The sequence below is a fragment of the Methylobacterium sp. JK268 genome (genome assembly GCF_054052225.1).
Map to the genome: position 1 here is coordinate 58840 of NZ_JBSVZN010000024.1, position 14436 is coordinate 73275.

Below are 14436 nucleotides of genomic sequence, written 5' to 3' on the forward strand. Positions count from 1 at the left end.
ACGACCATGCCTTGATACAGTAAATCCGACAGATATATTAATGAATGTTTTGCATCTAAAATAAGACTGTCGGCACACGATCCATGTCCCGAAATCGCATGATGCAAAAAATAGTTTGCAAGAAGCGAAACAAGGAGTGCAGCTTTGACTTCTACTCCGGCAAATATAGCTATAAAAAACGAATAAATATCCAAAGCTATTACCAAAGCACGTCCAGTTGCTAATTGTGAAATGATCGCGAAATATTCATTCGGAAAACAATAACAAAATGCGATCCGTTGGTCTATAAATATATACATCAGGGCGACACTCAGTAATACTCCGGATAGAGCACGCACAGCCTTAGTTCGTTCGCCGAAGATTGCTGAAAATGTCCTTTTAGGATAGGATATAGAATTCAACATCGTTGTCTGGCTCCAATTTCGCGAACATTCACTTCAAGGTCGCTATCGATGCGTTGAGGACGAAAGTTACAAATCACAAGGCTAGACGACAAGATTTTGCTCAAGAGCGTGCCGGAAACTCCCGGGTAGTAGACGGGAAGAAGTGGTAACGCCTGGCTCGGGTTCGCGTCATTATCACCCACCGAGATCCGGAGAATCGGAACAGGACCTCACGTTGGGTCAAGGCTCGCCGTCATATGCGAGGCCGGTGTCAGGGCCGTGGCGGGTCAGTGCGGGCGCGACCGGGCCGCGGCGATGGGCTCCTTCGCCGTCCCGGCCGCCACGGCCCGGATGGTCCGGGCGAGGCCCGCCTGGTCGAAGGGCTTGGCGAGCCGGGTGACGGCGGGGCTCGCGCCGCTCGGGATCTCCGCGTAGCCGGAGGCCAGGATCGTCCCGATCTCCGGCCGCAGGGTCCGGATCCGCTCGACGAGCTGAAGCCCGGTCATGCCCGGCATCGCCTGGTCGGTGAGCACGAGGTCGAGGTGGCCTGCCCGCGCGACGAGCCCGAGGGCCTCCTCGCCCGAGCGCGCCGCGATCACCCGGTGCCCGAGATCCTCCAGCATCGCGGCGGTGTTCTCCAGGACCAGGGGGTCGTCGTCGACCACCAGCACCGTGAGCCCGCGCCCGGACACGGCGATGGGGGCTGGGGCCCGGGCGGCGGCGGCCGGCGGGGCGGCGTCCCGGCCCGCGGCGGGCAGCAGGATCTCGGCCGTGGTCCCGGCGCCGGGGCGGCTGCGCAGGACGAGCCGCCCCCCGGACTGCTCGGCGAGCCCGTGCACCATCGAGAGGCCGAGCCCGGTGCCCTTGCCGACCCCCTTGGTGGTGAAGAAGGGCTCCCGCGCCCGCGCCAGGGTGGCCTCGTCCATGCCCTCCCCCGTATCGGTCACCGAGAGGCAGAGATAGGCTCCGGCGGGCAGGTCGCCCGCCGCGTCGGCGGCGAGCTCCCGCGCCGCCAGCGTCAGGCAGCCGCCCCCCGGCATCGCGTCTCGGGCATTCACCGCCAGGTTGAGAAGGGCCAGTTCGAGCTGGTTGGCGTCGGCGATCGCGGCGGGCAGGCCGGGCGGGAAGCGCGTCTCGATCCGCACCGCCGGCCCGACCGAGCGCTGCAGCAGGTCCGCCATGCCCCGCACGAGGTCGGGCAGCGCCACCGGCTCCGGCCGGAGGTCCTGGCGCCGCGCGAAGGCCAGCATGCGCTGGGTCAGGGCCGCCCCGCGCTCGGCGCCCTGGACGGCGTTGTCGAGGAGGCGGGTCAGCCGCGGGTCGTCCGGCAGGCGCTTGCGCAGGAGCTCCAGGGAGCCCAGCACCGCCATCAGCAGGTTGTTGAAGTCGTGCGCGACGCCGCCCGTGAGCTGCCCCAGGGCCTCCATCTTCTGGGCCTGGAACAGCGCGGTGCGGGCCTCCTCCAGCGCCTCTTGGGCCTGCTTGCGCTCGGTGATGTCGCGGGTGACCTTGGCGTAGCCGATCAGCCGTCCCCCGCCGTCGCGCACCGGGTCGATCACCACGCTCGCCCAGAAGCGGCTGCCGTCCTTGCGCAGGCGCCAGCCCTCGTGCTCGAACTTGCCCGCCGTGGCGGCCGTGCGCAGGGCGTGGCCGGGGAGGTCGCGGGCGCGGTCCTCCGGCGTGTAGAAGCGCGAGAAGTGGCTCCCCACCACCTCGTGGTCCCGGTAGCCCTTGATGCGCTCGGCGCCCGCGTTCCAGTTCGCCACGCGGCCCTCCGCGTCCAGCATGAAGATCGCGTAGTCGGTGACGCTGCGCAGGAGCAGGCGGACCTGTTCCTCGCTGGCCCGCAGGGCCTCGGCCTCGCGGGCGGCCCGCTCGGCGAGGTGCCGGTCGACGGTGGCGGCGACGAGGGCGAGCATCAGGATCAGGACGGTGGTCCCGCTCACCCAGAAGGCGAGGACGGTCTGGCGCAGGCCCGTCCCGCCGGCCGCGGCGGCGAGATCCGGCCGCGGCGTGAACACCGCGCCGCGCATGGCCGCGTAGTGCATCCCGGAGACCGCGAGCCCCATCAGGACGGCGGCGCCGACCCGCTCCCGCAGCCTCACCGGCCGGGCCGCGAGCCGCAGCGCCACCGTCGCGGCCCCGACGGCGATCAGCAGCGAGAGCGCCACCCAGCCGGGCGCGTGGTGCAGGCTGGCCGGCATCCGCATCGCCGCCATGCCCGTGTAGTGCATGGCGGCGATGCCGAGGCCCATGGCGAGGCCGCCCGCGGCGAGCGACGCCGGGGTCGGGGAGCGGCGGCCCGCCACCGCGAAGCCGAGGGCCGTCACGCCGATCGGCAGCGCCAGCGAGACGAGCGTCGGCGCGAGGTCGTAGCGGACGTCGATCCCCGCCAGACTGAAGGCCAGCATGCCGACGAAGTGCATCGACCAGATGCCCCCGCCCATCGCCAGCGCCGCGGTGGCGAGCCAGGCCGAGGCCGCCCAGCCCGAGGCCGCCCGCATCCGCGCGGCGAGGTCGAGGGCGGTGAAGGAGGCGATCATCGCGATCAGGACGGACAACGCGACGAGGACCGCGTCGTGGCTACCCGGGTGTGACATGCGGCTCGTGGGGCGACCGGTTCGGCGCCCTTCGTAATCATACCCGGGCACTGTATCAATTGATATCCGGCGGCCGGACCTGCTCCGCGGCGGCGCGCCCCCGGCCCAGCCTATTGCAGGGACTTCATCTCGCAATTCGCGTAGGCGACGCCGGCGTCCACGTAGGCCTTGAGCTTGCCCGCATAGGCCTGCGCGCCCGCCCGGTAGGCCGGCAGCTTTGCGTTGTAGGCCTTCACCGCGTCCGCGAAGGCGTAGGCCTCGAAGCCGGGGCAGCCCTCCTTGGCGGACAGGCAGGCGGGTTTCTGGGGTTCGGGCGGCCGCTGGGGCTTCTCGGCGAGGGGCGGCGGCTCCGGCGGCGTGCAGCCGGCGCGGGCCGGCGCGGCGGCCGGGAGGGCGAGCGCGAGCCCGAGCAGGAGGGCCGTCGGCGGGGCGGCCGTGCGATGGCGGCGGGACAAGCGGGTTCCTCCTTGAGGGCATCACGCCATCGTGTGGACGCACGCGCGGCGCGGGCGTAACCCCGCGCCTATCTGGCACGAAGCCCGTCCGTCCTCCATCCCGAACCCGGTCCCCTCCGCGATGCTCGCCCTCCCCTGGCTCGACCGTGCCGGCCGACTCTCCCGGCTCAAGCTCGCCACCTTCCTGGCGGCGCTCGCGCCGGGCCTCGCCTACGCGGCGGCCTTCGGCCTCGACCGGCTCGGCGCCAAGCCCCTGACCGCCTTCCTGCACGCCATGGGCGACTGGACCGTCTACGCCCTGATCGCCTCCCTGGCGGTGACGCCCCTGCGGCGCATCGCCGACTGGCCGCGGCTGATCCTGGTGCGGCGCATGCTCGGCCTGACGGCCCTGTCCTACGCGCTGATCCACCTCGTCCTCTACGCGGCCGACCAGAAGTTCGACCTCGCCCGGGTGGCGGGCGAGATCGCCTTCCGCATCTACCTGACGATCGGCTTCGCGGCGCTCGTGGGGCTCGCCGTGCTCGGCGCCACCTCCACGGATGGGATGATCCGCCGCCTCGGGCGGACCTGGACCCGGCTGCACCGGCTCGTCTACGGGATCGCGGCCCTGGGCCTCCTCCACTTCTTCCTGCAGTCGAAGATCGACGTCTCCCGGCCCGTGCTCTGGAGCGGGCTGTTCCTGGCGCTGATGGGCTGGCGCCTGATGCAGCATCGGCGCGTGCCGACGAACCCGCTGACCCTGGCGGGCCTCGCGCTGGCCTCCGGCCTCGCCACGGCGGGCCTGGAGGCCGCCTGGTACGCGGCCGCGACCGGCGTGCCGGCGGGCGCGGTGCTGGCGGCCGATCTCGATCTCTCCTCCCTGGCCGATCTGCGCCCGGCCTGGTGGGTGCTCGGGATCGTCGGGCTGAGCGTCCCGCTCAACCTCCTGCGCGGCGGGCGGGCCGGCCGCGACGCGGCCCGCCCGCCCGCTGCTCGCGGGGCGCTGCGCGCCTCCCCCGCCGAGTGAGACCGGCCGCGGGGCAGCACCCGCCGACGCCGAGGGCGGTCGCCCCAGAGCAACCCGCGCGGCGGCGCGGGCGGTCCCAAGGCGATCGCGGCCCCGGGCGCGCCGGCGACTGCGTCACGGGGGCATCCGACCCTGCGACAGGGCGGGCGCCGCGGGCTGCGCCTGCTTGGTTCAGCTGATAAGATATCCTGATCGATTTTGACTGTAATGCTCTCAGCGCATGCGCCCGCGTCCGATGTAAAAACCGGGCTCGGTGGGATTATTTTAGTAAAGCTTCAACGAAGTGTGCCGCATCATGACGCGATGCGTGGCACAGGCGCGATGCCGATGTTTCTTGCCGACAGACGCGGCGCGATCGCCGTCTTGTTCGCCCTGGTCCTCCCGGCCCTGCTGGTGGGGATCGGGGGGGCGCTCGAGGCGGCGCGGGGCGTCACGTTCCGGCAGCGGCTGTGGAGCGCGGTCGAGCTCGCCTGCAGCCAGAGCGCGACCTACGTGAACGCGCAGAAGCCGCAGGACGTCACGGCGGCCTCGACGTCGACGACCTATCCGGCCGCCATCGCCGACATCGTCGATCGCAACTTCACCGCCAAGGGCATCACGACCGCCCCGGCCGCGACGGTGACGACCACGGACACGACGATCCACATCGAGGCCACGCGCGACCAGGCGCTGGTGCTCGGCGCCCTCCTCAACCGGGGGAGCCTGAGCTTCACGGCCGCCCGCGACTGCGCCACGATGTCGACGACCGCCGCCAAGGCCGCGGCGGCGTCGGCGCCGATCGTCCTCACGACCGAGTCCTTCGAGGCCGGCCACAACGTGGCGAGCACGTCCGGCGGCTGGACCGTCACGGGCGGGGTGAACAACGGCAACGCCTGGAACGGCTGGACCACGCAGGGGGCGGGAATCGAGATCGACAGCCAGCGCGCGATCGCGGTGTCGAGCGTCCTGTTCGGCAGCTACTTCGCGGAGCTCGACAGCGACTGCAACACGGCGGCGAATTCCGGGACGACGGGCTGCCAGTCCAACTCGACCATGTCCCGGATCCTGTCGCTGACGCCGGGCAGCTACCAGATCCGCTACTGGTACGTCTCGCGCCTCCAGGATCCGGCGGTCGGCGGTCAGGTCATCTGCGGCGCCAAGGACAGCGACGTCTCATACTACACGACGAACGGGCAGACCAACCGGATCGAGGTCTACGTCGAGCAGGCAGGCAATTATACCTACAATCTGAACAACATCGCCGATGTCTGCGTCCAATCGAACCATTGGGTGGAGCGCGTGGTGAACTTCACGGTCGCGGTGCCGTCCGACTACCGGATCTCCTGGCGGGCGGCCGGGCGGCAGGACACCTATGGCGGCCTGATCGACAACCTGCGCATCTGCCGCAACTACTGCCCGGCCAGCTGAGCCGTGGCGGCGCGCCCTCCCCTCTCCCTGCGCCGCCCCGGGCCTCGCCCCTCGCCCGGCGGCCTGATCGCGGACCGGCGCGGCGTCACCATGGTGGAGTTCGCGCTCCTCGCCTGGCCGACCGTGATGCTGATCCTGTTCGGGCTCCAGCTCGCGCTCGTCCAGTACACGCAGGTGGGCCTGAGCAACGCGCTGTTCGACACGGCCTCGGCCCCCGAGCCGGCGGTGCTGGCGGGCGACCAGCCGGGCTACAAGGCGGTGGTCTGCGCCCGGATCGGGCTCCAGCCGGCGCAGGCCTGCGCGGCGGGCCTGCTCGTCGAGATGGCGCCGCTCGCCCTGGTGCCGACCGCGGCGCAGCCGATCCAGGGCACGACCTTCCTGGCGGGCCTGCCGATGAACGTGATGCTCCTGCGCGCCGCCGCGCCGGTGGTGCAGATCCTGCCCTTCCTGCCGATCGGCCCGGCGACGGCCTCCGTCGTGTTCCGCCGGTCGTGACGTGAGCCCGCGCGCGCGCCTCCGCCGCCTCGTCCGCGACCGGCGCGGCAGCGTCGCCATCGAGTTCGGGCTCGTGGCCCTGATCCTGATCGCGCTGGCGGCCGGGGGCCTCGACCTCGCCAACATCGCGTCGCTCAACCGCGACATCGAGCGCTCGACCACGCAGATCGCGGCCGCGATCACCTCCTGCCCGGCCTCCTCGACGCCGGGCTACCTCAGCTGCACGACGGACACGATCCAGCAATACACCGACCGGAAGGCCAACGCCCTGGTCCGCACCCCGGGCGCGGCCCTGACGATCATGCAGGTCAACCGCATCTCCGGGAAGATCCGCGTCTGCGCGGGCACCGGCACCTACCTCGACCCGGACGTGACCACGAGCGCGATGGCGGTGATGTCGGACAAGGACGTGGCGATCGTGGTGGTCATGGCGATGACCTACACGCCCTATCTCGGCCTCACTGCCCGGTTCACCGGTGCGGCGGCGAGCGCGCTGCGCGGCTACACGGTGGCGGTCCAGGCCAGCAACGTGCAGCTCTGCTGAAGGCGGCGGCGCTAAGGAGCGCGGCCGCGCCTCACGCGCTCGTGCGCCGCTCCTCGCCCCGGCGCAGCAGGCCGGCCGGGACGCTCCGGTGCGGGCCGAGCGCCGCGTAGGCCTCGCTGGCGGTCACCTCGATCGGGCAGGTCCACAGCCGCCAGGGCGTCGGAAGCGGGATGAGTTCGGCCTCGTCCAGGGTCCAGGCCGGCAGGCCGCCCGCGGCGATGTGCAGGCGGAACGGGACCGCGCCGGCCGGGCCGAACATCACCACCGACAGCGTGTTGCGCCCGACATGCAGCCAATGGGTCACGTCGAGGCGCAACCCGTCCTCGCTCAAAGGAAATTCCGCTAGGGCCGGCTGCGTCACCGGAAATGTATTCACACTGACGACGACCCGTTGACCCGCACCGGACAAAGTCAAATGCAATTTGTCTCGGCAGGTCAGGCGCATGTCGCCCTCGTTTCGGCGTTCAAGACATCGATCTGTTCTGCGATGCTTGCTGCTTCGGGCGATCGTGGCAAGATGAACAATGTGTGAACATCCGGTTGATCGCAGCGGTGCAATTTGAGGTTGCCGTTTCGTCCCTGGATCAGCGCGCTTGATCTAAGTTAAATCTCTCGGAGCGATCGCATCGAGCGCGATCCAGAAGATCTCTCCGCGTTTTCCCCGCGTCCGTGGCCGATTTCGACGGATGGTGCAGGACCGCGGGGGCGCGGGATGAGCTTGGCCTTAGCCGGATCGGCGGCCGGAGATGCGTGCGGGCCGGGTTCCGGCACTGGCGGCAGGGTGGTCCGCGGCGCCCCCTGTCTCAACGTCGGATCCCGCCTGCCGCGAGGGCCGCCGGAGGCGAGCGGGCGCGGATGGTGCAACCCGCGAGCGCCCCGGCCCCCTTCCCCTCTCGACGCGCTCGCTTCTCGGCCGCAACCGCCCTATAAGCGCCGCTCCATCCCGGGTCCCCGGCCCGAGAGCGTCAGGAGAGGTGTGCGGGAGAGACCGATGAGTGAGCGCTGGACCCCCTCTGGCTGGCGGCGTCTGCCGATCCAGCAAGTGCCCGATTATCCCGATGCGGCGGCGCTGGAGGCGGTCGAACGTCAGCTCGGGAGCTTTCCGCCGCTGGTGTTTGCCGGTGAGGCCCGGAAGCTGAGGCGCAGCCTCGCCAAGGTGGCGGCGGGCGAGGCGTTCCTGCTTCAGGGCGGCGACTGCGCCGAGAGCTTCGACGAGCACTCGGCCGACAACATCCGCGACTTCTTCCGCGTCTTCCTGCAGATGGCGCTGGTGCTCACCTTCGCGGGCGGCTCGCCCGTGGTGAAGGTCGGGCGCATCGCCGGCCAGTTCGCCAAGCCCCGCTCCTCGCCGGTCGAGACGGCGAACGGCGTCAGCCTGCCGAGCTACCGGGGCGACATCGTCAACGGGATCGGCTTCACGGCGGAGGAGCGCGTGCCCGATCCGCGGCGCCAGCTCGAGGCCTACCGGCAATCGGCCGCGACGCTGAACCTGCTGCGCGCCTTCGCGACCGGCGGCTACGCCAACCTGGAGAACGCCCACCGCTGGATGCTGGGCTTCGTGAAGGACTCGCCGCAATCCTCGGCCTACGAGGATCTGGCGCAGCGCATGACCGAGACCCTCGACTTCATGCGGGCCATCGGCATCAACCCGGAGACGCACCAGGAGGTGCGCCAGACGGATTTCTACACGAGCCACGAGGCGCTGCTGCTCGGCTACGAGCAGGCCCTCACCCGCGTCGATTCGACGAGCGGCGACTGGTACGCGACCTCGGGGCACCTGCTCTGGATCGGGGACCGCACCCGGCAGGCGGACCACGCCCACGTCGAGTACGCCCGGGGGATCAAGAACCCGGTCGGGCTGAAATGCGGCCCCTCCCTCAAGGCCGACGACCTGATCCGGCTCGTCGACCTCCTCAACCCGGAGAACGAGCCCGGCCGGCTCACGCTGATCTGCCGCTTCGGCGCCGACAAGGTGGGCGATCACCTGCCGGGGCTGATCCGGGCGTTGGAGCGGGAGGGCCGCGCGGTCGTGTGGTCGTGCGATCCGATGCACGGCAACACGGTGACGGCGAGCGGCTACAAGACCCGGCCCTTCGAGCGGGTGATGAAGGAGATCCAGGGCTTCTTCGACGTCCACCGGGCCGAGGGCACCTACGCGGGCGGCATCCACCTGGAGATGACCGGCAAGAACGTCACCGAGTGCACGGGCGGTGCCCGCGCGCTGACGGCCGAGGACCTGCAGGACCGCTACCACACCTACTGCGACCCGCGCCTCAACGCCGAGCAGGCGCTGGAGGTGGCGTTCCTGACCGCCGACCTCGTCAAGCGCGAGCGCCGGGAGAAGGAGCGGCCGCGGATCGAGGCCGCCGAGTAGGGGCCGGCCGCGCGTGGCCACGCACGGGCCGGGACTCGCGTCCCGGCCCGTGCGGCCGCGATGACGGCGTCCGCTTCCTCAGTGCAGGTAGCCGAGGAAAAACAGAACCAGGATGATCGGGATCGGAATGCCGATCAGCCACAGGAGCCCACCTTTCAGCATCTTCGCCTCCTCCAATCCAGTGCTCAGATTGCAGGATGAACGGGGTCGCGACTTCGGAGTTCCACGCTACAATGTGGAAGACCGTCAGTCCCCGTCCGGCCGGAAGACGTAGCCCAGCCCGCGCACCGTGCGGATGAAGCGGGGATTGGATGGATCGGGCTCGATCTTCTTGCGAATGCGGTTGATCCGCACGTCGATGGCGCGGTCGAAGGCCTCCGGGTCGCGGGCATCGGCGAGGTCGAGGAGCCGCTCGCGGCTCATCACCCGCTTCGGGTTGTCCAGGAAGGCCTTCAGCAGCGCGAATTCCGAGCGGGTGAGAAGGTGCTCGGCACCGGTCTCGTCACGCAGCCGCAGGGTCTCGGTGTCGACCGTGACCCGGCCGAACCGGGCGCCGGCGCTCTCCGGGGCCGGCGCGGCCGGGCGCGCCGGCGCGCGGCGCAGCACCGAGCGCACCCGCGCCACCAGCTCGCGCAGCTCGCAGGGCTTGGGCAGGTAGTCGTCGGCCCCGAGTTCGAGGCCGACGACCCGGTCGATCGGGCTCGCCGTGGCGGTGAGCATGATGATCGGGACGGGGCTGCGCCCCTTGAGGTCGCGCACGATGGAGAGCCCGTCCTCGTCCGGCATGTTGAGGTCGAGCACGATGAGGTCGGGCGCGCGCCGAGCGATCAGGGCGCGCAGGGCGGCCCCGCCCTCGGCGAGGTCGACCTCGAACCCGTGCATGCGCAGGTAGTCGCCCACCATCGCGCGGGCGTCCGGCTCGTCGTCGACGACGTAGATCAGCGGGGCACCGGCGGTCATCGGGCGGAATCCGGCGGGGTTCGGCGCGACGGCGGGGGGCGGGAGGCTCGGATCGGCACCGAAGGGGACATGCGGGCTGCTGTCGAATGCCCGCCAGAATGGCGCCGAACCGAGCCCGCGTCCATGCCGGGCCGCGGCGCCGTCCCCGGCCGAGCGGCCCAGAAGCGCGCGAGGCGCCGGAATCATCGTTTCTGGACGGAAAGGCGGATTGGTAAGCGAATTCGCATCGCGCTAAACGATCTCGCAAGACCCGCGCCGCCCGTGACGATCGTCGCACCCCCGTCGGCCACATGTGGCTGCGCACCCATTTCGGGCTCTCCGTCCCCGCGCCGTTCACGGAGAGCCACGTGGTCGCGGGGCCGAGGCGCATGGAGGTCGACACCCCCAGGACGATCGCGTTTGACCCGCGCTCGACAGACACTGGCTCGCTGTGTCGTCGCGGGGATTGGCGGGTCCCCGTCAGGCTCTCCTCCCTTTTCCGGGCGCATGCAGCGCAAGCGGAATACGACCCGGAAACCAGCGCAAGACGTCGCGAAGCGCCCGCCTTTCAACACGGGTGCTGGCATGCGGAGCCGCTTCGCGGCGATTCATCATCTGGTTTCCGGATCTCCTTCCGCTGACGCTGCAGTCGTCCGGAAAAGGGGCGCTCGTCATCAATCGGGCGACTCCTGGTTCCATGCGCCGGGCGGACGGATCTGCGTCAGGAACTCAGCTTCCTCGCCGTCTACGATCGGGTCATGGCGGGCGTGCGGCCGCCGCCGATCTGAACCGGTGGAGCGTCCGTCGCGGGGGCCGGCGAACGCTCAGGAATCCCGCCGCACGACCGCGGCGAGCCGCGCGGCGATGCGGGCGCGGGTGGGCCGCGGCAGGGCGCCCGGGGCCTCGTCCTCGATCAGCGCCATGATCTCCCGGGGGGTCGGCTCGGCCGGCCGCGAATCCTGGAGCAGGTGGCGCAGGGCCTCCAGGTCCTCGCGCCAGGGCTCGGCGCCCGGGATAGGCCGCGGGTCGGGACCTGACTGGATCGTGCAGGGCATGGCCGATCTCCCTTCTCGGACCCCGCCGACCGGGCTCGCGCCGCGGCCGGGGTCGGGACTGACCCCCAGGACTTGCGCTGCCGAGCCACCTCCCGGCTGTGCTCTGCCGCACATTCCGGCACCGCCCGCGCCGCGATCCCGGTCCGGGCGCATGGGCGCGGAACAGGCCGCACCGACGACGGGGCGCGGACTGGATCTCCGCTCGGCAATGCTTGTCCATGACGGCCCGGGCCGGCAGGATGCCGCCCCGCAGACCGGGAACGACTCGCGTGGACGGGTGATGAGCGACGACGACATCTTGCTTCTGCTGCCCGACGACGAGCCCGCGCCGGGCGAGGCCGCCGCGCCGGTCTGGCCCGTCGTGGTGGTGGACGACGACCCGGCGGTGCACGAGGGCACCCGCTTCGCCCTCGACGGCTACACCCTCGACGGGGCGCGGATCGAGATCCTGTCGGCCCACTCGGCCGCGGAGGCGCGCCGGCTCCTCGCCGCCCGGCCCGGCGTCGCGGTGATCCTCCTCGACGTGGTGATGGAGACCGAGGATGCGGGCCTCGCCCTCGTCGACTTCATCCGCCGCGACCTCGGGAACGAGACCGTGCGCATCATCCTGCGCACCGGCCAGCCCGGGCAGGCGCCGGAGCGGCGGGTCATCGTCGATTACGACATCAACGACTACAAGGCGAAGACCGAACTCACCGCCGACAAGCTCTTCGCCAGCCTGACCGCGGCCCTGCGCGCCTACCAGCAGCTCAAGCGCCTGGAGGAGACGCGCCGCGGCCTGGAGATCATCATCGACGCGGCGCCGATGCTCCTCGACCACAAGTCGATGCAGCGGCTGGCCGAGGGCGTGCTGACCCAGGTCGCCTCGCTGCTCGGCGTCGCCTGCGAGGGGATCCTGGTCCTGCGCGAGCGGGCCGGGCCGGACGAATCCGTCTCGGTGCTGGCGGGGGCGGGCTGCTACCAGCACCTCGTCGCGCCGGACGGCCCGGTGCCCCTCGACGCGGACGTGCGGGCCATCGTCGGGCGCGCCTTCGCGGAGCGGCGCCACAGCTTCGGCGAGCGCTGGTCGACCCTCTACGTGCATACCGGGAGCGGCAGCGAGATCGTCGCCCTGCTCAAGGCCGACCGCTCCCTCTCGGAGACCGACCGGGCGCTGATCGCGCTGTTCACCTCGCGCCTGTCGATCGCCTTCGACAACGTGATCCTCTACGAGCAATTGCAGCGGGCCAATGTCGGCCTGGAGCAGCGGGTGGTGGAGCGCACCGCCGAGCTGCTGCGGGCCAACCGGCGGCTCGCCCTGCAGCGCTCGGACCTGCGCCGGGCCAACCAGCTCAAGACCGAGATCCTCGGCACGGTCGCGCACGACCTCAAGAACCCACTCGCGGTGATCCTGGGCCGGGCCGAGATGCTGGGGGACCTGATCGGCACCCTGCCCCAGCCCGTCGAGGCGATGCAGGCCCAGGTCGGCCATATCCGCGATTCGGCCCGCCGGCTCACCGGCATGATCGAGACCCTGATCGCCGACGCGATGAACGACGCCCTCGACATCGCGCTGCGCCGCGAGCCGGTGGATTTCGCCGCCCTCGCCCGCGAGGTCTCGGAGGCGAACGCGCCGCTGGCCGCGACCAAGGACCAGCGACTGCGCTCCGACCTGCCCGGCAGCCTGGTCATCTGCGGCGACGGCGAGCGCCTGCGCGAGGCGATGGACAACCTGATCTCGAACGCCATCAAGTACAGCCCGGCCGGCGCCGAGATCGTGGTGAGCGTGGCGCGCTCGCCGGACGAGACCGTCTACGCGGTGCGCGATTTCGGCCCCGGCCTGTCGCCGGAGGATACGGGCCGCCTGTTCGGCCGCTTCCAGCGCCTCTCGGCGAAGCCCACGGGCGGCGAGGGCTCGACCGGCCTTGGCCTCTCGATCGTCAAGCGCATCGCCGAACTGCATGGCGGCCGCGCGACCGCCGAGAGCCACGCGCCGGGGGCCGGCTCCACCTTCGCGATCCGCCTGCCCAACATCGCCGTGGAACTCGCCTGAGGCCGGGCCGCCGCCGCACGCAATCTGGCCGCAAATGGCGGGCTAAGGTTCGGGCTTCCACCGGCCCCGGCGATTCGGGGCCCGCCCGCCGCGGCGGCGGGAGCAGGCGAGGGAGCAGGATGGAGCGTTCGCAAACGGCCGAGACCGCGGAGGCCGGCGTCGCCCGGATCGTCGAGGCGAGCCACTTCTCGGCCATCCGCACCGTCCGCACCGAGGCCGAGGCGCTGCACGCCCTGGCCCGCGCCCTCGACGGCGAGATGCGGGCGGGATTCGCGGCCGCGGTCGCCGCCATCGACGCCAGCCCCGGCCGGGTCTTCGTCTCGGGCATCGGCAAGAGCGGCCACATCGCCCGCAAGATCGCCGCGACGCTGGCCTCGACGGGCACACCCGCCACCTTCATCCACCCCGCCGAGGCGAGCCACGGCGACCTCGGCATGATCACCTCGCAGGATTGCGTCATCGCCCTGTCGTGGTCGGGCGAGACGGCCGAACTCGGCGACATCGTGAGCTTCGCCAAGCGATTCGGCGTGACCCTGATCGCCCTGACCTCCAATTCCCAGAGCACGCTCGGGCTCGCCGCCGACATCCTGCTGCCCCTGCCGGTGGTCAAGGAGGCCTGCCCGCACAACCTCGCCCCGACCTCGTCGAGCGTCATGCAGCTCGCGCTCGGCGACGCGCTCGCCATCGCGCTCCTGGAGCGGCGGGGCTTCTCGGCGAGCGACTTCAAGGTCTTCCACCCGGGCGGCAAGCTCGCGGCGCGCCTCAAGACCGTGGGCCAGCTCATGCATACCGGGGACGAGATGCCGCTCGTGCCCCGCGGCATCCCGATGTCGGAGGCGCTGATCGCCATCACGGGCAAGCGCTTCGGCTGCGCGGGCGTGGTCGATGCGGGCGGGCGGCTCGTCGGGATCATCACCAACGGCGACCTGCGCCGCCACATGGGCGGCGACCTGCTGCACCGCCCGGTCGACGCCATCATGACGCCCTCGCCGATCACCGTGGCGCCGACCGGCCTCGCGAGCGCGGCCCTCGAGGTCATGAACCGGCGCGAGATCACCGCGATCTTCGTCGTCGAGGAGGCCAAGCCGATCGGCATCTTGCACATCCACGACCTGCTGCAGGTCGGCGTCGCCTGACGCGTTCCCG

At 70.9% G+C, this 14436-nt stretch carries 12 protein-coding genes; 7 read left to right on the forward strand and 5 right to left on the reverse strand.

Going from position 1 to position 14436, the window contains the following annotated elements:
• Positions 1 to 670: 670 nt before the first annotated feature.
• Entirely contained in the window at positions 671 to 2983 is a 2313-nt protein-coding gene (locus ACW9J6_RS22745) for an MHYT domain-containing protein (RefSeq protein ID WP_457118794.1), read from the reverse strand.
• A gap of 110 nt (positions 2984 to 3093) precedes the next feature.
• Positions 3094 to 3438 (reverse strand): hypothetical protein, encoded by a 345-nt coding sequence (locus tag ACW9J6_RS22750; RefSeq protein WP_457118795.1) that lies wholly within the window; start codon positions 3436 to 3438, stop codon positions 3094 to 3096.
• A gap of 121 nt (positions 3439 to 3559) precedes the next feature.
• Between ACW9J6_RS22750 and ACW9J6_RS22755 the strand changes: the two genes are divergently transcribed.
• The 4 genes from ACW9J6_RS22755 (at position 3560) to ACW9J6_RS22770 (ending at position 6890) form a co-directional block, all read left to right on the forward strand.
• On the forward strand, positions 3560 to 4444 hold the full coding sequence (locus ACW9J6_RS22755) for a sulfite oxidase heme-binding subunit YedZ (protein ID WP_457118796.1): 885 nt from the start codon (positions 3560 to 3562) through the stop codon (positions 4442 to 4444).
• A 363-nt stretch (positions 4445 to 4807) separates the two neighbouring features.
• Positions 4808 to 5851 carry a hypothetical protein gene (locus tag ACW9J6_RS22760; RefSeq protein WP_457118797.1) on the forward strand — a complete coding sequence of 348 codons (1044 nt, stop codon included), beginning with the start codon at positions 4808 to 4810 and terminating at the stop codon, positions 5849 to 5851.
• Between the two features lie 3 nt (positions 5852 to 5854).
• A complete protein-coding gene (locus ACW9J6_RS22765; RefSeq protein WP_457118798.1) occupies positions 5855 to 6346 on the forward strand; it encodes a TadE/TadG family type IV pilus assembly protein in 492 nt (163 codons plus the stop codon).
• Between the two features lies 1 nt (position 6347).
• Positions 6348 to 6890, forward strand: coding sequence for a hypothetical protein (locus tag ACW9J6_RS22770; RefSeq protein WP_457118799.1), 543 nt, complete (start codon positions 6348 to 6350; stop codon positions 6888 to 6890).
• Positions 6891 to 6921: 31 nt separating this feature from the next.
• Here ACW9J6_RS22770 and ACW9J6_RS22775 read toward each other — a convergent pair whose 3' ends face one another.
• Positions 6922 to 7221 (reverse strand): hypothetical protein, encoded by a 300-nt coding sequence (locus tag ACW9J6_RS22775; protein WP_457118800.1) that lies wholly within the window; start codon positions 7219 to 7221, stop codon positions 6922 to 6924.
• Positions 7222 to 7881: 660 nt separating this feature from the next.
• On the opposite strand from ACW9J6_RS22775, the gene ACW9J6_RS22780 reads away from it, so the two are divergent.
• Positions 7882 to 9264, forward strand: a complete 1383-nt coding sequence (locus ACW9J6_RS22780; protein ID WP_457118801.1) for a class II 3-deoxy-7-phosphoheptulonate synthase — start codon at positions 7882 to 7884, stop codon at positions 9262 to 9264.
• A 246-nt stretch (positions 9265 to 9510) separates the two neighbouring features.
• On the opposite strand, the gene ACW9J6_RS22785 is transcribed toward ACW9J6_RS22780, so the two are convergent.
• The gene (locus ACW9J6_RS22785) at positions 9511 to 10224 is read right to left on the reverse strand and encodes a response regulator (RefSeq protein WP_457118802.1); all 714 of its coding nucleotides are present in this window, start codon (positions 10222 to 10224) and stop codon (positions 9511 to 9513) included.
• Positions 10225 to 11027: 803 nt separating this feature from the next.
• Positions 11028 to 11258 carry a hypothetical protein gene (locus tag ACW9J6_RS22790; RefSeq protein WP_457118803.1) on the reverse strand — a complete coding sequence of 77 codons (231 nt, stop codon included), beginning with the start codon at positions 11256 to 11258 and terminating at the stop codon, positions 11028 to 11030.
• A 280-nt stretch (positions 11259 to 11538) separates the two neighbouring features.
• Here ACW9J6_RS22790 and ACW9J6_RS22795 point away from each other — a divergent pair, with 280 nt between their 5' ends.
• Both ACW9J6_RS22795 and ACW9J6_RS22800 read left to right on the forward strand, forming a co-directional pair.
• On the forward strand, positions 11539 to 13290 hold the full coding sequence (locus tag ACW9J6_RS22795; RefSeq protein ID WP_457118804.1) for a DUF3369 domain-containing protein: 1752 nt from the start codon (positions 11539 to 11541) through the stop codon (positions 13288 to 13290).
• Between the two features lie 119 nt (positions 13291 to 13409).
• Positions 13410 to 14426 carry a KpsF/GutQ family sugar-phosphate isomerase gene (locus tag ACW9J6_RS22800; RefSeq protein WP_457118805.1) on the forward strand — a complete coding sequence of 339 codons (1017 nt, stop codon included), beginning with the start codon at positions 13410 to 13412 and terminating at the stop codon, positions 14424 to 14426.
• Positions 14427 to 14436 lie beyond the last annotated feature (10 nt).